The following is a 23,688-nucleotide window of genomic DNA, read 5'->3' as shown; positions in this document are numbered from 1 at the left end:
GTCGTCCTGGAGGCCTGACGGATCCCTCGATACATCGGGTGTATCGGTGAACCTAAGCACGCTTCGCTCACCTGTCAATGACCTTCACGATGGCGAATCGGTATCAGAGTGGTTCGTAGCCTTCGGCCCCTCCGACGTATGTGCCACTTCGCACTCGCAGGGACAGCAGCCCGGAGGGCGGTACGGGCAGCTTCACCGGGCCGCCGCCGACGAGGTCGAGACCGTACTCGCCAGCGGTCTCGCCGGTCACGTCGTACGCGGTGCACCGCGCGTCGTACGGTCCCCCGTCGGCGAGGTCGAGGACGAGCGCCTCGGCGGCCGTGGCGTTGACGATGTCGACCCGGCGGCGCCCGGCCAGGTCCAGCGGCACGGTCCGCTCGGCGTGCACGACGACGGCCTCGCTCTCCGCCTTCGCCGCCCGCACCAGGGGGTACAGCTCGTCGGGCCGCCCCGGTTCGACCTCCCCCTCGACGAGCAGCGGCCGCAGTCTGGCCCACTGCGCCAGCCAGAACTTCAGCGCCTTGTAGTGGAGCTGCGGTAACTCGCCGAGTCGGCAGGAGAGTTGCGGGGTGGCGTGGAGGACGGCGAGGAGCTGGCGCAGGGCGGCCTGCGGCGTGTGGTCCGGGTCCCACATCAGCATGTCGGAGTGGACGGCGCCGCCGGAGCGCAGCAGCCCGGCGTCCACGGTGCGGACGCGGTTGGCGACGGCGTCGGCCGGGCAGTCGGTGGCCCGCAGCAGATTCCCGTAGGCGGCCATGCCGTGCCCCAGGTAGGGCTGGCGCAGCTCGATGAGAGGTGTGGCGCGGCACAGCGGGGTGAGGGCGTCGCGGATCTCGCCGAGCAGCAGGTCCATGGCGGCGCTGACGTCGTCGCGTCCGTCACCGCGCCCTTCATCGCGCGCGTCATCGGCGTACACCATGGCGTCGTCGAGGAAGTCGAGTTTGAGGCCGTCGAGTTGGTGGTCGCCGACGAGCCGTGCGCAAGTGGCGACCACGTGGGCACGCACCCGGGGGTCACGGGGGTCGAGGACGTGGGCACCGGGTGCGGTGGGGCTGGGAAGCGGGGCGAGCGGGGCCAGGTCGCGCCACAGGGGCGAGTCGGGTCCGGCGAGCAGGGGTGCCACCCAGGCGATGTACGCCATGCCGAGGCCGCGCACCTCGGCGACGTGTGCGGCCAGGTCGGGGAACTTCTCCGTGTCGGTCCGCCAGTCCCCCGCCCAGGCGTAGCCGCGACTGCGTCCGCCGCGCTGCCAGCCGTCGTCGAGGATGAGCAGTTGGCAGCCCAGCCGGGCCGCGAGCCGCGCCTCGTGGGCGACGGCGTCGGCCGTGACGTCCTGCCCGAGCGCGTACCAGGTGGAGTAGGCGGGGCCGCGACCCGCCGGGGGCAGGCCGAGCGGCGGCTGCGCGGCGGTGGCGGTGAGCCGGTCGCGCAGGCGGCGCAGGGCGGTGGCGGGGCTCGGTGCGCGCGGTGCGAGGAACAGGGTGTACGGGCCGGTGGGGGCGGTGAGTTCGAGGTGGACGACGAACCGTTTGCCGGCCTCGGAGACGCCGTGCACCAGTCGGGCGGGGGTGACCGGGTCCTGGGCGGCGAAGGCCAGCAGGGTCGCGCCGTCGCAGGCGTAGAGGCAGCCGGCGGGTGCGCCCCGCACGAGGGATGTGGTCATGGGCGCGGACCAGTCGGGCGGCAGGGTGCGTGTCCAGCCGCAGGTGGGGTGCCAGTAGCCGACGGCGTCCCGCAGGGGGACCGCCAGCCGGATCTCCAGGGCCGCTCCCGGGGGCGCGGTCACGGACAGGGCGAGCACGCCGTCGGACCGCCGCCGCACGTGAGGGCGTACGGGTCTGCCGTCGGCGAGGACCGCGAGGGTGACGTCGTCGAGGAGCGGGGTCGTGGCCGCGGGCGGGCGCTCGGCGGTGGTCACGGCACTGGTGGTCACGGGGTGAGGCTCCTGGGCTTGGAGGGCGACGAGGGGGGCCGTGGGATGGGCCGTGGGGTGCCCTGCGCCCCGTGCTCCGTGGCAGGGCGCAGGTGGTGCCCGGTGAGGGCGGTGGCGAGGGCGCCGTGAATGGCGTGCGGGTGGTGGGCGCGGATCGCGGGGCGGGTGGTTTCGTGGCCCGTGCCTGGTCATCCCTTCGTGGCCCCGCCGGTCAGGCCCTTCACGAACTGCTTCTGCAGCGCGAGGTAGAGCACGAGGACGGGCAGCGTGGCGAGGAACATCAGCCCGAAGACGGTGCCGAAGTCGGCCTGGTACTGGCCGATGGCGCGGTAGATGCCGGTGGTCACGGTGGTGCCGGACCCGGGTCCGAGGATGATCAGCGGGTTGAGGAAGTCGTTCCAGATCCAGACGCCGAAGAAGATGACGCAGCTGGCGGTGGCGGGCCGCAGCAGTGGGAAGACGACCTGCCAGAAGGTGCGGAACCAGCCCGCCCCGTCGATCGCCGCGGCCTGTTCCAGCTCCACCGGGACGCCCTTGACGAACCCGGCGAAGACGAACACCCCGAAGGGCACGTAGTAGCCGACGTTGAACAGGACGAGGCCCTGCACGGTGGCCATCAGGTCGAAGGCGCGCAGCACCTGGGTGATCGGCAGCAGGATCACCTGCGGCGGGATCATCAGGCCCGACAGCAGGACGAGTGTGGCCACGCGGCCCCAGCGTGAAGAGGTCCGGGCCAGGTAGTGGCCGAGCATCGCGGAGAGCACGGTGAGGACGGCGACGGACAGCGTGGTGACGATCAGGCTGTTGGTGAGGGAGACCCAGAACAGGTGGTCGGGCCGGGTCAGGACGGACGTCAGGTTGTCCAGGGTGGGCGGGAGCGGGAGGGCCGCGGGGTGGGGGGCGATGTCCGCGCCCGCCTTGAAGGCGTTGGCGAGGACGACGTACAGGGGGACGGCGAAGAAGGCGCCGAGGACCGTCACGGCCAGTGGGCGCAGGGTGGCTCTCACAGGTCGACCTCCCGGCGCTGGAGCAGCTTGAGCGCGAGAGCCGCCGCGCTCGCGACGATGACGAGCATGACGAGCGCCATGGCGCTGGCGTAGCCCTGCCGGTTGGCGGTGAAGCCGGTCTGCAGGATGACGAAGGCGACGGTGGCGGTGGTCCCCGAGCCGGGGCCGCCGTTCGTGATGACCTGGATGTGGTCGTACGCCTTGAAGGCGGTGATGAGCAGCACGACGGTGTTGATGGTGAGGGCGGGGGCCAGCAGCGGCCAGGTGACGTGACGGAAGCGGGCGAGCACGCCCGCCCCGTCGATGGCGGCGGCCTCCAGGAGTTCGCCGGGTACGGACTGCAGGCCGGCCAGATACACCACGACGCAGAAGCCGAGCATCTGCCACGCCATGATCGCGGCGAGGGAGTACAGGGCCAGGCCGGGGTCGGAGAGCCAGCCGACGGGGTCGACGCCGACTTGGCCGAGGGCCTGGTTGACGACGCCGTCGTCGGCGAGCAGCCGGGTCCACACGAGGGAGACGACGACGGAGCTGAGGACGACGGGTACGAAGAACACGGCCCGCCAGGCGTTGTAGAACCAGCCCTTGCGGTCGAGCAGCAGCGCGATGCCGAGCCCCGCGGCGTTCGGCACGATCACGAGGATCACGGTGAGCTGCACGGTGACTTTCAGCGACTGCAGGAACTCCTCGTCGCGGAAGAGGAGTTGGAAGTTGCGCAGGCCGACGAACTCGGTGGGCGGGTTGAACGGGTTGTAGTTGGTGAGGCTGTACGCCACGCTCACGACGACCGGTGCGAGCACGAAGCAGGCGTAGACCAGCAGGCCGGGCGCGCCGAAGACGGCGAACCGGCCGAGGTGGGAGCGCAGTCGGCGCCCACGCCCACGGGAGGCGGCCCGCGGGGCGGGCTTCGGCGGCGCGGCGGGACGGACCGGGGTGTCGGTGGCCATGGGTCAGGAGGCCTTGTCCCACTCGGTGTCCAGGAACTCGGCTGCCTCCTTGGGTGTCCTGCGGCCGATGATCACGTCCTGGGTGGCGGCGTGCACCTTCGCGTCGAGGCCGGGGAGCAGGGCGTCACCTCCGGTCTCCCAGGCGAACGCCTTGACCGTCGCGTTCTGTTCGCTCGCCTCGCGCCACAGCTCGTACGTCTCCTTGAAGACGGGGCCGGTGTCGGTGGGCGGGGTGTAGCCCTTGACGGCGGGGAACAGGGAGTCGGAGCGCACCGAGTTGTCGAGGTTGGTCTTGTCCAGCTGGAAGGCGAGGGCGAACTTCTTGGCGACGTCCAGGTGCTTGGAGCGGGCGTTCACGGACAGGCCTCCGCCGGTGTATCCGGAGGCGAGCGGCGAGCCGTCGTCGGTGGGCCAGTCGAAGACGCCGATGTCGTTCTTGATGGCGCTCTTGTCGCCGGCCGCCGCGAACCAGCAGCCCATCGGGTACATCGCGCCCTTGCCCTTGAGGAAGGCCTGTTCGGTGGCGGCGTAGTCGAGCGAGACCATCTTCTTGTCGATGTAGCCGCGCCGGGCCAGCTGCCGCACCTTCGTCAGCGCCCCGACGAAGGCGGCGTCGGCGAACTTCACCTTTCCGGCGCGGCGTTGGACCATCCAGTCGGGGTCCTTCCTGTACACGTCGGTGGCGACAGTGCCGGTGAGCGGCAGCACGGTGGGGAAGGCGTCCTTGCCGCCGCCGACGACGAACGGCTGGATGTCCTTCGCCTGCAACTTCGCGGAGGCGTCGAGCAGTTCGGCGTAGGTCTTCGGGGCCGCGGTGATTCCCGCCCGCTTGAACATGGACTTGCGGTAGTAGACGACGGGGATCGACTGGGTGTTGGCGGGCAGTTGATAGACCTTGCCGTCGATGGCGCCCCCGTCGGGCACCTGGAAGTCCTTGAGCTCGTCCGGCTGCCACGCGTACAGGTTCCCGGCGTCTCCGAGCCCGGTGGGGGCCACGGCGATCATGACGTCCGGGAACTGGCCGGAGGCGAGCAGCTGCTTGGCGTACGCGGTGCGGTCGGTGGTCGGCGCGACCAGCTTCTTCACGGTGATGTCCGGGTACTTCTTCTCGATCCGCTTGATCGCCGCGTTCCAGTACTCCGGCGTCAGGTTGGGCGTCTCGAAGGTCAGGAAGGTGATCTGCTGCCTGCCCTTGCCCGCCGAGTCGGACGTGCCCGCGCCCTCGTCCACCGAACACGCGGTGAGCGGGAGGGCGAGGGCAAGAGCGGCGGCGGTCAGGACGGCCCTGCGGGATGTGTGCATCACGGATTCCTTCGTCAGAAGGGAGCGACTGGCACAAGGGGGCGACGGGCGCAACGCGCACTCGGCGACGGACGTCGCCCCCGCCACAACGGTGTGAGCGCTCACGGGAGCGCTCACAGAGAACCATCGGGCCGAGTCGACGCCACGTCAACCCGTCGTGCGGAACGGTGATTTGGGATGCACGCCCGATATCCGGCCACGCGTCACGCAGCGCGGTGCACACCGTTGACACTGTTCCGACGGCCCGCTCATCATGACCGTGAGCGCTCACGTGAACCGTCGCCCCGCGTCGGCGGCGGCACCGGCATGGACCCGCAGCGGCTCCGGTACGGGCCCATCACAGGCCCGGCACGGACCCGGCAGCATCCGAGACAGACAAGGAGACGGACCCGGTGTCCGCACCCCCTGGGCCCACGGCCCCCGCACCGGACGGCCCCGAGGCCCCGCAGGCCGGTCCGGAGGATCCGCAGGCCGGCCGTTCCCGGCCCGCCACCATCGACGACGTGGCCCGGGCCGCCGGAGTGTCCCGGCAGACCGTGTCCCGCGCCATCAACGACAAGCCCGAGATCGGCCCCTTGACCCGCGACCGGGTGCTCTCCGTGGCCCGCGAGATGGGCTACCGGCCCAGCCGGTTCGCCCGCGGACTGGCCAGCCGCGGCGTCACCAGCGTGGGTCTGGTCATCGCCGACGTACTGAACCCGTTCTTCCCCGAAGTGGTCGCCGGCGTGATGGAGGCCGCGGACGAGCGGGACTGGCAGGTCGCCGTGTACAGCACCGGGGCGGCCCTCGAACGTGAGATGGCCGTGACCCGCGCCCTCACCCAGCACGTCGACGCCTGTGTCGCGTTCCTGCTCGACGAGCGCGCCGTCGACCAGGTCCGCGCGGCGGGCATTCCGGTGGTCCTGGTCGACCACGACCGGCGGCAGGGTGTCGCGGGTGGGGTGCGCATCGACTTCGCGTCGGGCATTCGGCAGGCGATCGGCCATCTCATCGAGCGCGGACACCGGCATCTCGCGATGTTCGACGACGGCGCCCGTCACGACACGGACTCCGCGGGCAGCCGTCACACGCTCTTCCTGGACGTGGCGCAGGAGTACGGGCTTCCGGCGCGGGAGGGCTGGGTCGTGCCCTGCGACAACTCCCTCCAGGGCGGGGCCCGTGCGATGGACCTCCTGGTGGAGTCACGTCCCGAGGCCACCGCCGTCCTCGCGTACAACGACCTGATCGGGATCGGGGCGATGCGCCGGGCGCGGGACCACGGCCGGTCCGTGCCGGACGACTGCGCCTTCGTGGGGTGCGACGGGCTCACGCTCGGCGAGCTGGTCGATCCGCCCCTGACGACCCTGCACATCGACAAGCGCCATCTGGGCCGGGCCGCCGTGCGACAGCTCGACGCGCTGCTGTCCGGAAAGGAACCGGCCGAGACGGTGATCGTGCCGCGGCTGGTGGTGCGTGCGTCCAGCTGACGCTCCCACAGCAACAAATACATCCGATCTATATCCATCCCACTCCCCCAGGGCGTCTCCAGCGCACCCTCAAAAGCCAGCACTTACGGCCAAATTGGCACTGCCTGGCGAATTTCCCCGGTGGTGCACATTGACGTCATCCGATGTCTCTCCTACGTTCCTCTCACTCAGCCGGTTGCGCAACCTTGCGCACAGCGAGAGGACTCGCATGACCGACACGTCGCCCCGCATCACCGCGGTCGACACGTACGACGTCCGCTTCCCGACCTCCTCGACCCTGGACGGCTCCGATGCCATGAACCCCGATCCCGACTACTCCGCCGCGTATCTGGTGTTACGCACCGACGCCGCCGACGGACACGAGGGACACGGCTTCGTCTTCACCATCGGCCGGGGCAACGACGTCCAGGTCGCCGCCATCGAGGCACTGCGCCCGCAGATCGTGGGCCGGCCCGTGGACGAGCTGTGCGCCGACCCGGGCTCACTCAGCCGCGACCTCGTCGGCGACTCCCAACTGCGCTGGCTGGGCCCGGAGAAGGGCGTGATCCACATGGCGATCGGCGCCGTGGTCAACGCCGTGTGGGACCTCGCCGCCCGGCGCGCGGGCAAGCCGCTGTGGCAGCTGCTCGCGGAGGTGCCCGCCGAATGGCTCGTCTCCCAGGTCGACTTCCGCTACATCGACGACGTGCTCTCCCCTGACCGCGCCCTCGAACTCCTCAGCCGCGGCAAGGAGGGCGCCGCCGAGCGGGCCGCGCGGCTGCGCGAGCGCGGCTATCCGGCGTACACCACCTCGCCCGGCTGGCTCGGCTACGACGACGCGAAGCTGACGCGGCTGGCCCGGCAGGCCGTGGCCGACGGGTTCACGCAGGTGAAGCTGAAGGTGGGCGCCGACCTGGACGACGATCTGCGCCGGATGCGGACCGCGCGGGCCGCCGTGGGCCCGGACATCCGGATCGCCCTCGACGCCAACCAGCGCTGGGGCGTGGCCGAGGCCGCCCGCTGGATGGCCGCGCTCGCCCCGTACGGCCCGTACTGGATCGAGGAACCCACCAGCCCCGACGACGTCCTCGGCCACGCCTCGGTCCGCAGGGCCGTGGCCCCGGTGAAGGTCGCGACCGGTGAACACGCCCAGAACCGGGTCACGTTCAAGCAGTTGCTCCAGGCCGAGGCCGTCGACGTGCTGCAGATCGACGCGGCGCGCGTCGGCGGCGTCAACGAGAATCTGGCGATCCTGCTCCTCGCCGCCGAGTTCTGCGTCCCGGTGTGCCCGCACGCGGGCGGCGTCGGACTGTGCGAACTGGTGCAGCATCTGGCGATGTTCGACTACGTGGCGCTGTCCCGTTCCACCGAGGACCGGGCCATCGAGTACGTCGACCACCTCCACGAGCACTTCACCGACCCCGTCCAGCTGCGCGGCGGCCGCTATCTGGCGCCGCGGCGGCCGGGTTTCTCCGCCCGCATGAAGGAGTCGTCGCTGGCCATGTACCGCTATCCGACGGGGGGTTACTGGTCCGCGGCATCCACCGCCTCCACCGCGTCCACCGCCTCTTCGTCCGTCATCGCGGCGGGGTCACCGTGACGGCGGCACCAAGGGTGCGGGTCCGGTGCTCTCGCGCACCACCAGGGTGGTCGGCAGCTCCAGGTTCACCGACTCGGGCCGCTCACCACGCGCGAGCCGCACCACCAGGCGGGCGGCCACGGCGGCCATCTCGTCCAGCGGCTGCCGCACCGTGGTCAGCTCCGGCGTGATCCACTGCGTGAACGGCAGATCGTCGAAACCCACCACGCTCACGTCGTCCGGCACGCTCAGCTTCCTCTCCCGCAGGGCCCGGTAGACGCCGAGCGCCTGCAGGTCGTTGCCCGCGAAGACGGCCGTCGGCGGCTGTGCGAGTTCCAGCAGCTCGTGCATGAGGGACCGCGCCGGCGCCCGGTCGTACGTCCCGTGGCGCACGAGGTCCGGGTCGAACGGCAGCCCGGCGTCCTCAAGGGCGGCGCGGTAGCCGTGCAGCCGGATGCGGGGCGAATGCCGGTGGGCCGGGCCCATGAGCGCGGCGATGCGGCGGTGTCCGAGGTCGGCGAGATGGCGCGTGGCGGCGTAGGCGCCGTGCCAGTTCGTCGAGCCCACGGACGGTGCGTCGGCACGGGCGTCGGTCGACGGCTGCACGATCACGAACGGGATGCCGTGGTCACGCAGGTCTGCCTCGCGGTCGGCGGACAGCTCGGAGAGCACGAGGACGGCCCCCATCGAGCCGCGTTCGCGCAGCGCCCGGCCCCATCGCTCGGCCTGCTCCTGGTCCTGGTGGACCGCGCTGACGACGAGCCCGATCCCCTCGGGGCGCAGCGCCGCCTCGGCGCCCCGGATCAGTTCGGCGGCCCACGGGTTGTCGAGTTCGTTGATGACGAACTCGATCTGTCCTCCGCCGGGCGGACGGTGGCCGCGGCCCGGCTGCGGATAGCCGTACTGCCGCAGCAGACGCCCCACCCGCTCGCGAGTGCCCACCGATACATCCGACCTACCATGCAGAACCTTGGAGACCGTCGGCATGGACACCCCTGCCTCTTCGGCGATCGCCGCCAGTGTCTTTCGCTTCGCCACTACGCAACTCTTCCTGATCACGGCCGAGTTCCAGCACCTAGGCAGCACGGAAACATCCGACGCGAGCCCTTGACGACCTCCGATGTTTCTCTTACGTTACGGCCAATCGGCCGGAGTTGCGAAAGCTTGCGCAGAGATCGTCCCGCACGTCATCGCACTGCCACGCACTGCCTCGCACCTCACAGAACCGCACCTCACCGCACCGCACGCATCCCGGGCTCGCCTCAGCCCCGCACGGTTCGCTCGCACGGTTCACCCGCAAGGCCCGCTCACCCGGTTCGCTCGCACGGTTCACCCGCTCGCTGTTCGTCGCTCGCACTCTCCGCTGCCTCGATCCGCCGGCCTCCTGTTCACTCCCCTCGATCGGAGCTCTCCTCATGCGTACGTCCCGCCGCCTCTCCGCCGCGCTGGCGGTGGCCGGCCTCACCGCCCTTACCGCCTGCGGATCCGGCTCCGGTTCCTCCTCGGGCGGCTCGTCCGACGGGCCTCTGGAGGTGTGGTCCCGCTCGTCCACCGTCACCGGAGCCGTGTACATGAAGATCTTCACCGAGTTCACCAAGGAGACGGGGGTGAAGGTCAAGTACACCCCGATCCTGGACAACTTCGAGCAGCGCGTCGCCGAGGCCGCGACCGCCCGGGACCTGCCCGACATCGTCATCAACGACTCCGGGATGCTGGGCACGAACGTCTCCCAGGGGCTGGTCCAGGAAGTCGACAGGGACAAGCTGAAGGGGTCGGCCGACGTGCTCGACCGGGCGTGGGACCAGGCCAAGGCGTACGACGGCAAGTACTACGGCGTGCCCTTCAACGTGCAGTCGTTCGCCACGTTCGTCCGCAAGGACTGGCGCGAGAAGCTCGGCCTGAAGCAGCCGAAGACCTGGGACGACCTCACCGCCCTGGCCAAGGCCTTCCAGACCCAGGACCCCGACGGCAACGGGAAGGACGACACGTACGGGATGCTCGTGCCCGCCTCGACCGATCGCGGCTACGCCTCCTGGTGGGCGTCCTCCTTCCTGTGGCAGGGCGGCGGCGACTTCCTCACCGAGTCCGGCGACGGCAAGTACGTCCCCGCGGTCGACTCCCAGAAGTCCGTGGCCGCGGTGAAGTGGATGCAGGACCTCTTCTGCGAGGAGAAGGTCGTCGTGCCGGGCGCGCTCACCCTCCAGACCAAGGACGCCCACGAATTCTTCAGCAGCGGCAAGGCGGGCGTCTACATGACCGGCCCGTACATGGTGGGCAAGTACGACGTGGACCTCGGCAAGAAGTTCGAGGTCATCGCCTCTCCCGCGGGGCCGGGCGGACAGGCGACGCTGGCGGAGGGCGAGAACGTCTACCTCATGGCGGGCTCGAAGCTCCAGAAACAGCAGCGCCGCCTCGCCGAGTTCCTGATCTCGCCCGAGGGCCAGAAGATCGGCCTCAACAGCACCAAGCCCGAACCGCCCGTGCGCCTTTCGGTGAACAAGAAGGTCGACACCGTCGCGGAGCGCGGCGGCGATGCCCGCTGGAAGATGTTCGCCGACGAGTTCAACGCGCACGGCCGCTACACCCCGAACGTGCCCAACTGGCAGCCGTTCCGCCAGAAGTCCGGGGAGACCCTCAACGGCCTGTTCGCCCGCTGCGACGCCGATCCGAAGGCCGAACTCACCAAGCTGGCGGATGAGTTCAAGCAGGAGCTCGAAACCCAGAAGGTGTACGGGGGATGACGGCCGCCGCCACGGGCTCGTCCTCCGCCAGGGGCTCGTCCGCCGCCACAGGCCTCGATCCCACACGCTCGGACCCGGGGCCGCCTCCCCCGTCCCCCGGGTCCGTCCCGTCGGCCCGCCGGGTCCGGCTGCGCCGGGCGGCCCTGCCCTGGCTGTTCCTCAGCCCGGCGCTGCTGCTCTTCCTGTACTTCAAGTACCTGCCGATGGCGAAGGGCATCAACCTCAGCTTCTACAAGGTGCAGCCGTTCCTCGGCGACCAGTGGGTGGGCCTGGACAACTACACGCGGATTCTCGACGAGGAGTCCTTCCGCCGGGCGTTCGGCCACACCGTGGTGTACGCGGTGGCACAGACGGCGGGCGCGATGCTCCTCGGGTTCGTCCTCGCGCTGCTGCTCGAAGGACGGGCGCGCACCCTGTGGTTCGTGCGGTCGGCCGCGTTCCTGCCGGTCGTCGCGGCGGTCGCCGTGGTCGCCGAGGTGTGGCGGCTGCTGTACTTCCCCGGGCAGGAGGGCATGCTCAACTCCCTGCTGTCCTGGTTCGGTTCGGACGCCCAGCGCTTCCTCGACAATCCGGACCAGGCCCTCGGCTGGGTGATCGTCGTCGGGATCTGGAAGAACGCCCCGTACGACATGATGATCGTGCTCGCCGGACTCGCTTCCATCGACCGGCAGTTGTACGAGTCGGCGGCCCTGGACGGGGCCGGGGTGGTGCGCCGGCTTCGCCATGTGACGCTGCCCGCGCTGCGTCCGGTCGTGACGATCCTGCTGACGCTGGCCGCGATCCGCGGGATGCGGGTCTTCACCGAGGTGTACATCCTCACCGGGGGCGGCCCGGCCGGTTCCACGGACGTGCTGATGACCCGCATCTACGACCTCGGCTTCCGCGCGAACGACCTCGGGTTCGCCTCGGCCTGCTCGGTCGTCCTGTTCCTTCTCACGCTCGTCCTCACCGGCGGTGTGACCTGGTACCGGCGCCGGAAGGAGCTGTCATGACAGCATCCCGTACGGCCCCCGGTACGGCTTCCCGTACGGCACCCGGTAAGGCATCCCGTACGGCGTCCCCGACGGCATCCCGCTACGACACGGCGCTGGGCTGGGGCTGGGGCCGCGGCCGGCCACTCGCCTCCACGACCCGGCTCGTGCTGTACGCGCTGGTGCTGCTCGTGTTCTGCGGCCCTCTGCTCGCCGTACTCACCGGCGCCTTCGACCGCACGCCCGACCCGGCCGAGATGTCCCTGATTCCCCGTCACCTCACCCTGGACAACTTCGAGGTCGCGGGCGAGCGCGGTCTGTGGACGTATCTGCGCAACTCCCTGCTGATCACCGGGAGCGCGCTGCTGCTCCAGGTGAGCGTCACGGTCTTCGCCGCGTACGCGCTGGCCCGGCACCGCTTCCGCGGGCAGGCCCTGGCGCTGATGGTGATCCTCGCGACGATGATGCTGCCCGAGGAGGTCATCGCCATCCCGCTCTCGCTGGTCCTGGGCGACCTTCCGGGCCTGGGCGTCAGCCTGCGCGGCACGCTGCTCGGCATGATCCTGCCGATGGGCGGCTGGGGTTTCTCCATCTTCGTGCTCAGCGAGTTCATGAAGGAGATCCCCGTCGAACTGGAGGAGGCCGCGCGGGTCGACGGCGCGGGCGAGCTGCGGATCTTCGGCCAGGTCATCCTGCCGCTGTGCAAGCCGGGCCTCGGCGTCGTCGTGATCTTCGGCTTCAACATGATCTGGGACCAGTATCTGCTGCCCCTGATCGTCGCCACCTCCCCCGACCAGTACCCCCTGACCGTCGGACTGCAACTCATGCGCTCCGTACCGGAAGTGGGCATCGGGGCGCTGCTGGCCGGCGCCCTGGTCGCGCTGGTGCCGAGCGTCCTCGTCTATCTGGCCTTCCAGCGCACGTTCCTGTCGGGCCTGACCACTGGAGCAGTGAAGGGATGACCGCCTCGTGACCCCGACCGACCGGACCACCGATCCGCGCGCCCGGCGGATCGCAGAGTTCCGCGACCAGCGCTTCGGGCTCTTCGTCCACTGGGGCGTGTACGCGGCCGCCGCTCGCCACGAGTGGGTGCGCCAGCGCGAACGCCTGACGCTCGATCAGTACCGGTCCTACGTCGACCACTTCGACCCGGATCTGTACGACCCCGGGGCCTGGGCCGAGGCCGCCCGGTACGCGGGGATGCGGTACACGGTGCTGACGAGCAAGCACCACGACGGGTTCTGCCTGTGGGACTCCGACCTCACCGACTACTCCGTGACCGCGACCCCGTACGGCAAGGACCTGGTCGGCCCGTTCGTGTCGGCGTTCCGCGCGGCGGGGCTCGGAGTGGGCTTCTACCACTCGCTCCTGGACTGGCACCACCCGCAGTTCCCGCTGGACGGCATCCACCCCGAGTGGGACGACTCGACCGGCGACCCCGGGGACCGCGACATCTCCGTCTACGCCGACTATCTGCACGGCCAGGTGGAGGAACTCCTCACCCGTTACGGCCCGGTGGACACCCTGTGGTTCGACTTCAGCTACGCGGGCCGGATCCGCCAGGGCAGGCCGGTCGTCGGCGGCAAGGGCCCCGCCGAGTGGCGTGCGCACGAGCTGATGGCGCTGATCCGCAGGCTCCAGCCCGACTGCCTGGTCAACAACCGGCTCGGCGTCCCCGGGGACCTCTCCACCCCCGAGGAGTACCAGCCACTGGTGCCTCCGGGCGAGGTGTGGGAGGCCTGCCAGACGCTGAACGGCAGTTGGGGCTACGACCGCGACAACCTCAACTGGAAGACGCCGGAGCAGCTGATCGCCCTCCTCGTCGACACGGTCTCCAAGGACGGCAACCTGCTGCTGAACGTGGGCCCCAACGCCCGCGGCGAGTTCGAGCCCCGTGCCCTCGCCGTGCTGCGCGGCATCGGCGACTGGATGCGGCTGCACTCCCGCTCCATCCACGGGGCGGGTCCCTCCCCCCACACCGCCCCCACCGGCTGCCGCTACACCCGGCGCGGCGACCGGCTCTACGTCCATCTCCTGGAGTGGCCGTACAAGCACCTGCACCTGCCCGGGCTCGCGGGGCGGGTGCGGTACGCCCAGTTCCTGCACGACGCCTCCGAGGTGCGCCCCGTGAACACCGACCCGAACTGGGACAACGGCAACGTCACCCCCAAGGGCATCCCGCCCGGCGCGTACACCCTCGAACTCCCGACCCGCAGGCCGGAGGTGGCGCTCCCCGTGATCGAGCTGTTCCTCGACGCCGACGAGGCCGACGACGCCGACAAGAGAGGCCGGGCATGAGACGCCGTATGTTCCTGAAGTCGTCCGCGGTGACGGCGCTCGCCGTGTCCACGGGGCTGCCCACGACAGGATCCGCACAGGCGGCGACCGCGGGACGGCCCGACATCGCGGCGTTCCTGGAGACGATGGCCGCCACGGTGACCGCGCCGATCTCCCGGATCGCCACGGACAAGTTCACACCGGGCATGCTGCTCGGCAACGGCGACGTCGGCGTGATCGTCGGTGACGAGACGGCGGACCGGCAGACGTTCCGCCTGGGGCGCGCCGACTTCTGGGGCCGCAAGTCCACCGACCCGAGCTGGCAGACGACCATCCTCACGGCCGGCGCCCTCACCCTTTCCTCGCCGGAGGCCACGACGGGTGACCCGTTGTCCGGCTACCGCATGGAGCAGGACATCCTGCGCGCACGGGTCACCACCCGCCTGCGGCTCGGGGGCGCCCGCGTCACGCTGCGGTCGTGGACGCCGGACGCGGAGGACGCCCTGGTCACCGAGGTGTCGTCGGCCGAGGGTGACCCGGATGTGGTGCTCACGGCACGGGTGTCGGTCCCGGCCGAGAGCGCGTACCCGTACGGGGCGGGTGTCGAGGACGGCGGGCTGTGGACGACGCGCCAGGACAACGAGCTGACCCCGTTCCGCAGCGGTTGCGCCACCGCGACCCGCCTGATCGACGCCGCCTTCACGCGGACCACGTCGGGCCCGGCCGAGGCGACCGGCACGTTCGTGCTGCGCGGCGGCCGGACGGTGCGCCTGGTGACGACCCTGCGCGGTTATTTCGAGGTCCCCACGGGCACCACCACGGTCACCGCGCTGCGGGACGCGGCACTGGCCGCCGCCCGGGTGCGTGCCCGGGTCGTGACGAGGGACTGGTGGCCCGACCACCTGGGCTGGTGGCGGGACTTCTGGTCGCGCTCCTTCGTCCGCGTCCACGACCGGACGCTGGAGGAGTTCTACTACGGCGCCCAGTACGTCCTCGGCGCAGCGACCCGCGAGGGGGCCGCGCTGCCCCCGTCGCTGTGGGGGCCGTGGCCGGCCGGGGAGCCGACGCGCTGGGGCGGCATGTACTTCCTCAACTACAACACCCAGGCCCCTTATTACGGCGTGTGCTCCTCCAACCGGCCCGAGCTGATCACCCCGTACGAGAAGTACGTCGCCGCGGAGAACCCCTGGCAGCGGCAGCGCACGGCGCAGGCCGGCTACCAGGGCATCTGCTACGGGCGCGCGTTCACCCCGTACGACATGGTGCGACCCGCGCCGAGTCCGACGCCGGTGGCCCCCACCAAGGACTGGAAGAAGCTGCCCAGCGACCAGAAGTCCAACGCGGTCTTCACGCTGCTGCCGCTGATCTGGCGATGGGAGTACACGCGGGACGTCGACTACCTGCGCGAGCACGTCTATCCGCCACTGAAGGAGATGGACGTCTTCTACCGCGACTACGCCGAGTGGGACGCGGCCGGGAACGGCGGTGCGGGCCGCTGGGTGATCCCCAACTCCTCGGCGCACGAGGGTGCGGTCGACCTCAACCCCAACCTCGACCTCGGGTTCGCCCGGCGGGCCGCCGCCACGCTCGTCGAGGCCAGCGAGGTGCTGGGCGTGGACGCCGGACTCCGCCCGGTGTGGAGGGAGTTCATCGACAAGCTGGCCGACTATCCGACCGGCACCGTCGACGGCACCGAGGTCTTCCACATCGCCGAGGAGGTCCGCTACAAGGACCCGGCCGTCCCGAACCTCCTCTTCGAGCCCGGCAACCAGCCCATCAACATGGAGGGCACCGTGCACCCCGGCGAGATGGTGTCGGTGGGCGGTGACGAGCGGCTGCTGAAGCTGGCCCGCGACTCCCTGGAGAAGATGGGGTCCTGGTGCACCGCGCCGGGCGGGGCCAGCAACAACGGCTTCCCGAAGGTGTGGCCCATCGCGGCGCGCGTGGGCTGGCCGGCGGCCGATCTCGTCGAGAAGTTCAAGGCCGGCATCCGCTACCTGTGGCGCTCCTCGAACCACACGTGCTTCCAGGGCGGTGGCGGCATCGAGACGTCCGGCGCCACCGAGGCCCTCAACTCGATGCTGCTGCAGAGCGAGTCGGGCGTCATCCGCCTGTTCCCGGTGTGGCCGAAGGAGCGGGACGCCGCGTTCTGGACGCTGCGCGCCAAGGGTGCCTTCCTCGTCTCGGCCCGCCGGGCCGGAGGTGTCGTACGCGAGGCGGAGCTGCACAGCGAGCGCGGCGGCACCGTCCGGGTCGCCGACCCGTGGGGCGCGGGCGCCGCCCGCCTCACGGACGCCCACGGCGCCAGGGTCCCGTACACGGTCAAGGACGGCCTGCTGACCTGGCGCACACGCCCCGGAGCGACGTACACGCTCAAGCCCGCCCGTCCCCGACACCGCCAGGAGCCGTGACCGCCATGTCCGCGCTGAGCAGACGCAGCTTCCTCGCCTCGGCCGTCGCCGTCTCCGCCGCCCTCACCGTCGGCGGCGCCCTCGGCTCCCTCCCCGCGTATGCGGCGGCCCCCACTCACCACCGCGGCCGCGAGTGGCTGCGGGACGCGCGCATCGGCCTGTTCCTGCACTGGGGCATGCGCACCATCCCCGAGTACACCGACGTGGAGGCGTGGGAGGCCCGCGTCACCGGGGACGGCTGGAGCGCCGACTACTGGGTCGACGAGGCGATCAAGCTGCACGCCTCGTACCTGGTCCTCGCCTCGTTCCACTCCAGACTCGGCTACGCCCGCACCTGGCCGTCCCGCATCCCCGGCTCGCCCCGCACGCGACGTGACTTCCTGGGCGAACTGATCGCCGCCGCCAAGGCCAAGGGTCTCAAGGTCGTCCTCTACATGACGGACGACCCCCAGTGGCACAACGAGTCCGGCTTCGAGTACCTCGACTCGGCCGCGTACTCCGCCCACAAGGGCGAGTCGGTCGACCTCACCACGCTCGACGGCTTCGGCATGTTCTCGTACGACAACTTCGTCGAGGTCATGGCCGACTACCCGGACCTCGCCGGGTTCTGGATCGACAACGACAACGCGTACTGGGAACGCAACGGCCTCTACGAGCGGATCCGCCGCGAGCGGCCGGAGATGACGCTCAGCAACAACAACGAGGACACCCCGATCATGGACATGGTCAGCCATGAGCAGAAGAGCGGGATGCTCCCGGACTACGACTACGCGGCGGCCACCTGGACCCCGCTGCCGCGCCTGGCGGAGGGCTGCTTCACGATCGCGGGTCGCTGGTGGTACAACGGCACGGACAACGCTGTCAACGAGGCCCTCACTCTGCGCCGCGTCATCTCCAACTGCGGTTCTTCGATACGGTCGTTGGTGGCCGAGGGCGCACAGCACGGCGGCCGGTTCCCGGCGAAGACCGAAGCGTTCAACAACGCCGCGAAGACGTGGCTCGACGGCGTGTGGGGCTCGCTCCGGGGGACGGAGGGCGGCGGCTACCTGTACGGCGGACTGCAGCCCGGCTGGATCCCGGACGGCGGGTTCGTCGCGGTCACCGTCGACAGGGACGACCCGACCACCCAGTACCTGCACATCACCACGCGCCCGTCCGGCAACACGGTCAGGGTCCGGGACAACGCGCACAAGGTGCGGCGCGTCGAGGACTTCCGTACCGGGCGCCGGCTCGCCTTCGAGCAGCGGGACGGGTATCTCACCGTCTTCGGCATCAAGCGCTGGGACCCGTACGACACCGTCCTGACGATCCGCACCGCCGCGCACCGCACCGGTCTGATCCCGTCCGCCGAGATCACGGCGACCGCGACGAGCTCCGCCGCCGCCTTCCCCGCCGCGAACCTGGTCGACGGCGCCTTCACGACGTACTGGGACGCGGGCGACACGATCCCCGTCTCGGTGACGCTGGACGTGGGCGAGGTGCGGCACCTGGCGTATCTGGCGCTCAACCAGCGGGAGTGGTCGCCCACGCAGAACCGGGAGACGTTCGGCCGCAAGGAGGACTCCGCCCGCATCAAGGACTACCGCGTCCTCGTCAGCGACGACGGGGCGACGTGGCGTCAGGAACCCGTGGCGGCCGGGGTGTTGGAGAGCGCGAAGGGCGTGCGCGTCATCGATCTCGGGGTGCGCTGCCGGTACGTACGGCTCGACGTCGACTCCACGTGGGCGGCCGAGACGGTGCCCGCGTTCTACCACAAACTGCGCATCGACCACATCGGCGTGGCCACGCACTGCCCGAGAGGAGGCGGCCGTGGCTGACACCGAACTGGCCCGGCGCGGCTTCATCGGGACGGCGGTGGCGGCGGGTGCCGCGCTCTCCCTGCCCGCGGTGCCGGCCTCCGCCGACGCCTCGGACGGCGCCGCGCACGGACGGCCACCGGTGGTACGGGACCTCACGCGCACGGACGGGCAGTGGGCCCGCTTCCTCAAGGACCAGGACCTGCTGTGGCAGCGGGTGCCGCGGTCCTGGACGGAGGGCCCGTTCCTGGGGGACGGGCGGCTCGGCTCGATCGTGTTCGTGCCGAGCGACGGACGCAGCGTCCGCTTCGAGGTGCAGCACAGCGAGGTGCAGGACCACCGCCCGGAGTTGGGCGGCACTCTGTACGGCCTGGCGCGGCTGCCGCTGGGGTACCTCAGCCTCGACACCGTCGGCACCGTCACCGACGTCGACTGGCGCCTCGACCTGTGGAACGCCGAATTGTCCGGCACCGTCACCACCACGGCCGGCGAGATAGCCCTCACGGCGCTGGTGCACAGCACACGCTCGGTGCTGATGGTGCGGCTCGTGCCCAGCGCGGGCGAGCGCGACGCCGGCTGGACGTTCCATCCGGCGGACGCGATCAGTCCGCGCCAGTTCACCAACCCGCTCGACTCCTACGTCTACAACCCCGCACCCGAGGCCCGGCAGGACGGCGGCACGCACCTGGCGGTGCAGCAGCTGCTCGCCGGCGGCCAGCACGTCACCGCCTACCGGGAGGTGAAGCGTGCGAAGGACCGCTGGCTGTACTGCACGGTCACCCACTCGCATCCACGGCGCACCGCCGAGAAGGCCGCCATCGCCCGCCTCGCCGACGTGGTCGCGACGCCTCCGAGCGTGCGCGTACGGGCGCACCGCGCCTGGTGGCACGCCTACTACCCCAAGAGCTTCGTGTCGCTGCCCGACGGGCGGCTGCAGAGCTTCTACTGGATCCAGCTCTACAAGATCGCCTCGGCCACGCGCCGGGACGCCCCCGTCATGGCGACGTCGGGCCCGTGGCTGCAGCCGGGCGGCTGGCCCGGGGTGTGGTGGAACCTCAACGTGCAGCTGGAGTACTGGCTGATCCACGGCTCCAACCACCTGGAGCTGGACTCCGTCACCCGCACCCTCGACGAGAACCGGCAGCACCTGATCGAGAGCGTGCCCGCCGCCTATCAGCACGACTCGGCGGGGGTGGTGCGCGCCACCGACCAGTTCTGCCAGGTGGGCACCCTGCGCGTACCGGGCGACCGTGACCCCGAGGTCGGCAATCTGACGTGGGCGCTGCACAACGTGTGGCTCGGCTACCGCCACACCATGGACGTCTCGATCCTGCGGGACGTCCTCTTCCCGCTGCTGCGCCGCGCAGTCAACTTCTATCTGCACTTCCTCCAGCCCGGCCCGGACGGGAGGCTGCATCTGCCGCCGACGTTCTCGCCCGAGTACGGCGGTACGGCTCCCGACTGCAACTACGACCTGGCTCTGCTGCGTTGGGGCTGCACGACGCTGATCGACTCGGCCCGCGTCCTCGGTGTGGACGATCCGCTGCTGCCGCGCTGGCACGAGGTGCTGCGCACGCTCGTCGACTGTCCGGTGGACGAGAACGGCTTCATGATCGGCGCGGGGGTGCCGTTCGCGAAGTCGCACCGGCACTACTCGCACATGCTGTCCGTGTATCCGCTGTACCTGGTCAACTGGGAGCAGCAGGAGCGGCGTGAGCTGATCGAGACCTCGCTGAACCACTGGATCGGCTTCACGGGCGCGCTGCAGGGCTACAGCTTCACGGGCGCCGCCTCGATCGCGGCGCAGATGGGCCGCGGCGACCAGAGCCTCGGCTACCTCAAGGACCTGCTCGCGCAGGGCTTCATCCAGGCCAACACCATGTACCGGGAGGGCGGCGGCCCGGTCATCGAGACGCCGCTGTCGGCCAACCAGTCGCTGCACGACATGCTGCTGCAGAGCTGGGGCGACACCATCCGGGTCTTCCCCGCGGTGCCGCGGGCCTGGGACGCGGTGACGGTGCGGGACTTCCGGACGCAGGGCGCGTTCCTGGTGACGGCGGTGCGCCGGGAGGGCGCCACCCGGTGGATCAGGATCCGGAGCCTGGCCGGGGCTCCGTGCCGGGTGCGCCACGGCATCGACGGGCCGGTCACCGTGCACGGGGCGAAGTGGCGCGAGTCCGGGAACGGGATCGTCGAGCTGGAACTCGCCGCGGGCCGGGAGGCGTTGCTGCTGGCCGACGGAGTGCGCGAACGCGACCTCGTCGTCGAACCGGTCGAGGTGTCCGGGGACTGGCAGGCCTGGGGGCTTCCGGCGCTGCCGCCTCCGGGCCGCACCACCCCTGTCGACCTGACGGCGCACTTCGACAGCGACGGGATCAGCGCCCACGAGACCATGCGGGACGGCGACTTCGACGGCACGGGACGCACCTATCCGGCCGAGGAGCTCCCTGCCGCGGGGCCCTTGACGTTCGAGGGCATGCGCTTCACCTTCCCGTCGTACGCGGACGGGGCTCTCAACAACGTGACCGCCAAGGGCCAGACGATCCCGGTGCCGCCGGGCCGCTACGCGAAGGTCCGCGTGCTGGGCGCCTGCTCGTACGGCGCCCTGAAGACCACGTTGACCGCGAGGTACACCGATGGATCCACGCAAGAGGTGGAGCTGGCGATGAGCGACTGGGCGGGGACGGCCCCGGCTGGCGGCAGCGAGGTGGTGCGGTGCACGCACCGGCACGGATCCAGCGGCCCCGACACACGCCAAGTAGCCCTCTTCCAGACGCCTGTGGCGGTGGATCAGGCCCGCGAGCTGAGCTCCCTCACCCTTCCCGACACCACGAAACCGGCGCTGCACCTGTTCGCCCTGTCCGTGGAGGAGCCCCGATGACCTGCGCGAAACCGTTCTCGAAACCGCTCAGCCGCCGCGCCGTCCTCGCGTCGGCCACCGCCCTCTCACTCACCCCACTGGGTCTGGCCGGGCCTTCGGCGCAGGCCGCGACCGAGGGCCGGGCCACGGTCGACGGCGACGCCTTCGACACCCTGCGGGACCGCTGGCGCACCATGATGACGGGCGGGAACCTCGACGCGGGCGACGCTGCCTACCAGGAGCGGATCGCGGACATCGACGCGTCGGCCGAGGCGCGCTGGCGCACCTTCGACGCGGGCGCCGACCGCACCGCACTGTGGCCGGACCTCCCCCTGACCGACCCGAAGACCGGCAACTTCAGCAAGTCGTACGGCGCCCTGCGCACCCTCGCCACGGCCTGGGACACCCCCGGCACGAGCCGCCACCACGACGAGACCACCGTCCAACTCCTCGTAGAAGCACTGCAGTTCCTCTACGACCACGCCTACAACGAGACCCTCGAACGTCAGGACAGCAACTGGTTCTGGTGGGAGATCGGTGTCCCGCGCTCGCTCGTCGACACATGCACGCTGCTGTACGACCACATTCCCGCCGACCGCCTGGCCGTCTGGTTGCGCCCGGTGGACCGCTGGTGCCCGAACCCCGACCGGCGCATCAGCAACCCCACCATCACCGAGACTGGCGCGAACCGCACCGACAAGGCGGTGATCGTCGCGGTGCGCGGGCTGCTCGGCAAGGACGCCCACAAGCTGGAGCTGGCCCGCGACGGCATGTCGGACGTGGCCGGCGGCGGCCGCTACAGCCTGCTCGCCTACACCGAGGGGCCGGGCGACGGCTTCTACCCGGACGGCTCGTTCCTGCAGCACGAGTGCTACTCGTACACCGGCGCGTACGGATCGACGTATCTGAGCGGGGTCGCCCAGCTGGTCGCGCTGCTCGCCGGGTCGTCGTGGCAGAGCATCGACCCCGATCTGCGCAACGTGTACGACATCGTGGACCGGGCGTTCGTGCCGGTGGTGCTCGACGGGCACATGATGGACGCGGTGCGCGGCCGGGGCGTCAGCCGGCAGAGCGCGGGCGCCGAGTACGTGGGCCGCCAGGTCACGGAGACGGTGCTGCTGCTCGCACAGGGCGCCCCCGAGGCGTACACCGCGCGGTGGCGGCCCCTGCTGAAGGGCTGGCTGACCCGGCAGACGTACCAGCCGATCCTGCGCGGCGTCTCGCTGCCGTCGATCCGACCGGCGAAGGAGATCCTGGACGATCCGGCGGTGGACGTCGGGAAGCGCACCGTGGGTACGTACGTCTTCGCGGACATGGACCGGATCGTGCACCGCAGACCCGACTGGTCGTACGCGATCGCCCTCTCCTCACGCCGGGTGGGCGCCGTGGAGTCCATCAACCAGGAGAACCTGCACGGCTGGTACACGGGCGACGGCATGACGTACCTGTACACGGCCGACGACCAGACGCACTGGGGCGACGAGTACTGGCCGACCGTCGACGCGTACCGGATGCCCGGCACGACGGTCGACACCCGGCTGCGCGCCGACCTGCCGCACAGCCAGAACTACCGGCCGCCGGCCGACTGGGCGGGCGGCGCCGTTCTCGACGGCGCGTTCGCGGCGGCGGGGCTCGACCTCGTGCCGGACGGGGTGGGCCTGCGCGCCAAGAAGTCCTGGTTCCTGCTGGAGGACGCGGTGATCGCGCTCGGCGCCGGCATCACATCCGGCGACGGGCGCACGATCGAGACGATCGTCGAGAACCGCAACACCCACGACACCCACCCGCCGTTCGCCCGGGGCGGCAGCTGGGCGCACCTGGAGGGCACGGCGGGATACACGGTGCTGGACGGCGGGCGGTTGCGGGTCAGGCGGGAGGAGAGGACCGGCACCTGGTTCGCCATCGACCAGGGCGCCACCACCGGCGGCGACACGACCCCGCGCACCCGGCACTACACCACGCTCTGGCTCGACCACGGATCGAACCCGCGGGGCGCCCGGTACGCGTACGCCGTCCTGCCGGGCGCCTCCGCCGACCGCACCAGACGGTACGCCGCCCGGCCCGGGGCCGAGGTGCTCGCCAACTCCCCACGCACACAGGCGATCTGGTGCGGCCGCGCGCGTCTGCTCGCGGCGAACTTCTGGCAGGCCGCCGGTGTCCGCACCGGTGACGGCGGCGTCCTCGGCTCCGACGGCCCGTGTTCGGTGCTGCTGCGCCGCGACGGCCGGCGGCTGCGGCTCGCCGTGTCCGACCCCTCGCGCACCACGGACACGGTGACGCTGACCCTGCCGTGGCGGGTCAGGGGCGTGGAGTCGGCGGACACGACGGTCTCGCTCGACGCGCGACGGCGCACGATGACGGTTCGCACGGCCGGGTCGCGCGGGCATACGCACGCGGCGGTCCTCATCCTCTCTTGACC

General features: G+C 70.9%; 15 protein-coding genes. 10 read left to right on the top strand and 5 right to left on the bottom strand.

The genetic code is table 11. The features are described from left to right. Positions 1-103: 103 nt before the first annotated feature. The 4 genes from AB0959_RS39750 to AB0959_RS39735 form a co-directional block, all read right to left on the bottom strand. Complete coding sequence (locus AB0959_RS39750; RefSeq protein ID WP_366831659.1) at positions 104-1,933, bottom strand: glycoside hydrolase family 36 protein; 1,830 nt, start codon at positions 1,931-1,933, stop codon at positions 104-106. Positions 1,934-2,121: 188 nt separating this feature from the next. Then, positions 2,122-2,940, bottom strand: coding sequence for a carbohydrate ABC transporter permease (locus AB0959_RS39745; protein ID WP_366831658.1), 819 nt, complete (start codon positions 2,938-2,940; stop codon positions 2,122-2,124). After that, positions 2,937-3,887, bottom strand: a complete 951-nt coding sequence (locus tag AB0959_RS39740; protein ID WP_366831657.1) for a sugar ABC transporter permease — start codon at positions 3,885-3,887, stop codon at positions 2,937-2,939. The genes AB0959_RS39745 and AB0959_RS39740 overlap by 4 nt, the downstream gene beginning before the upstream one ends. Before the next feature lie 3 nt (positions 3,888-3,890). Further along, on the bottom strand, positions 3,891-5,189 hold the full coding sequence (locus AB0959_RS39735) for an extracellular solute-binding protein (protein WP_366831656.1): 1,299 nt from the start codon (positions 5,187-5,189) through the stop codon (positions 3,891-3,893). A 392-nt stretch (positions 5,190-5,581) separates the two neighbouring features. On the opposite strand from AB0959_RS39735, the gene AB0959_RS39730 reads away from it, so the two are divergent. Both AB0959_RS39730 and AB0959_RS39725 read left to right on the top strand, forming a co-directional pair. Further along, positions 5,582-6,655, top strand: a complete 1,074-nt coding sequence (locus AB0959_RS39730) for a LacI family DNA-binding transcriptional regulator (protein ID WP_366831655.1) — start codon at positions 5,582-5,584, stop codon at positions 6,653-6,655. Positions 6,656-6,863: 208 nt separating this feature from the next. Further along, complete coding sequence (locus AB0959_RS39725; protein ID WP_366831654.1) at positions 6,864-8,234, top strand: enolase C-terminal domain-like protein; 1,371 nt, start codon at positions 6,864-6,866, stop codon at positions 8,232-8,234. On the opposite strand, the gene AB0959_RS39720 is transcribed toward AB0959_RS39725, so the two are convergent. Then, positions 8,226-9,251, bottom strand: coding sequence for a LacI family DNA-binding transcriptional regulator (locus AB0959_RS39720; RefSeq protein WP_366831653.1), 1,026 nt, complete (start codon positions 9,249-9,251; stop codon positions 8,226-8,228). The two genes, AB0959_RS39725 and AB0959_RS39720, sit on opposite strands and share 9 nt — an antisense overlap. A 377-nt stretch (positions 9,252-9,628) precedes the next feature. Here AB0959_RS39720 and AB0959_RS39715 point away from each other — a divergent pair, with 377 nt between their 5' ends. The 8 genes from AB0959_RS39715 to AB0959_RS39680 are packed head-to-tail and all read left to right on the top strand — an operon-like array spanning position 9,629 to position 23,686. Continuing rightward, positions 9,629-10,954: a sugar ABC transporter substrate-binding protein gene (locus tag AB0959_RS39715; RefSeq protein ID WP_366831652.1), complete on the top strand. Its 1,326-nt coding sequence runs from the start codon at positions 9,629-9,631 to the stop codon at positions 10,952-10,954. Further along, entirely contained in the window at positions 10,951-11,946 is a 996-nt protein-coding gene (locus AB0959_RS39710) for a sugar ABC transporter permease (RefSeq protein ID WP_366831651.1), read from the top strand. Before AB0959_RS39715 ends, AB0959_RS39710 begins: the two co-directional genes overlap by 4 nt. Then, positions 11,943-12,887 (top strand): carbohydrate ABC transporter permease, encoded by a 945-nt coding sequence (locus AB0959_RS39705; protein ID WP_366831650.1) that lies wholly within the window; start codon positions 11,943-11,945, stop codon positions 12,885-12,887. Before AB0959_RS39710 ends, AB0959_RS39705 begins: the two co-directional genes overlap by 4 nt. A gap of 7 nt (positions 12,888-12,894) precedes the next feature. Then, entirely contained in the window at positions 12,895-14,223 is a 1,329-nt protein-coding gene (locus tag AB0959_RS39700; protein ID WP_366831649.1) for an alpha-L-fucosidase, read from the top strand. Next, a complete protein-coding gene (locus AB0959_RS39695) occupies positions 14,220-16,613 on the top strand; it encodes a glycoside hydrolase family 95-like protein (RefSeq protein ID WP_366831648.1) in 2,394 nt (797 codons plus the stop codon). The genes AB0959_RS39700 and AB0959_RS39695 overlap by 4 nt, the downstream gene beginning before the upstream one ends. 5 nt (positions 16,614-16,618) lie before the next feature. Beyond that, complete coding sequence (locus AB0959_RS39690) at positions 16,619-18,430, top strand: alpha-L-fucosidase (protein ID WP_366831675.1); 1,812 nt, start codon at positions 16,619-16,621, stop codon at positions 18,428-18,430. Then, positions 18,423-21,290, top strand: coding sequence for a glycoside hydrolase family 95-like protein (locus AB0959_RS39685; RefSeq protein ID WP_366831647.1), 2,868 nt, complete (start codon positions 18,423-18,425; stop codon positions 21,288-21,290). The genes AB0959_RS39690 and AB0959_RS39685 overlap by 8 nt, the downstream gene beginning before the upstream one ends. Further along, entirely contained in the window at positions 21,287-23,686 is a 2,400-nt protein-coding gene (locus AB0959_RS39680) for a polysaccharide lyase 8 family protein (protein ID WP_366831646.1), read from the top strand. The genes AB0959_RS39685 and AB0959_RS39680 overlap by 4 nt, the downstream gene beginning before the upstream one ends. Positions 23,687-23,688 lie beyond the last annotated feature (2 nt).

The organism is Streptomyces sp. NPDC046862 (assembly GCF_040704615.1).
Lineage (GTDB): Bacteria > Actinomycetota > Actinomycetes > Streptomycetales > Streptomycetaceae > Streptomyces.
This window is presented reverse-complemented; position numbering and strand designations above follow the sequence as displayed.

Coding starts and splice junctions, on each gene's coding strand:
- AB0959_RS39740 (WP_366831657.1), bottom strand. CDS start 3,887: ATGGCCACCGACACCCCGGTCCGTCCCGCCGCGCCGCCGAAGCCCGCC.
- AB0959_RS39735 (WP_366831656.1), bottom strand. CDS start 5,189: ATGCACACATCCCGCAGGGCCGTCCTGACCGCCGCCGCTCTTGCCCTC.
- AB0959_RS39725 (WP_366831654.1), top strand. CDS start 6,864: ATGACCGACACGTCGCCCCGCATCACCGCGGTCGACACGTACGACGTC.
- AB0959_RS39715 (WP_366831652.1), top strand. CDS start 9,629: ATGCGTACGTCCCGCCGCCTCTCCGCCGCGCTGGCGGTGGCCGGCCTC.
- AB0959_RS39710 (WP_366831651.1), top strand. CDS start 10,951: ATGACGGCCGCCGCCACGGGCTCGTCCTCCGCCAGGGGCTCGTCCGCC.
- AB0959_RS39705 (WP_366831650.1), top strand. CDS start 11,943: ATGACAGCATCCCGTACGGCCCCCGGTACGGCTTCCCGTACGGCACCC.
- AB0959_RS39695 (WP_366831648.1), top strand. CDS start 14,220: ATGAGACGCCGTATGTTCCTGAAGTCGTCCGCGGTGACGGCGCTCGCC.
- AB0959_RS39690 (WP_366831675.1), top strand. CDS start 16,619: ATGTCCGCGCTGAGCAGACGCAGCTTCCTCGCCTCGGCCGTCGCCGTC.
- AB0959_RS39680 (WP_366831646.1), top strand. CDS start 21,287: ATGACCTGCGCGAAACCGTTCTCGAAACCGCTCAGCCGCCGCGCCGTC.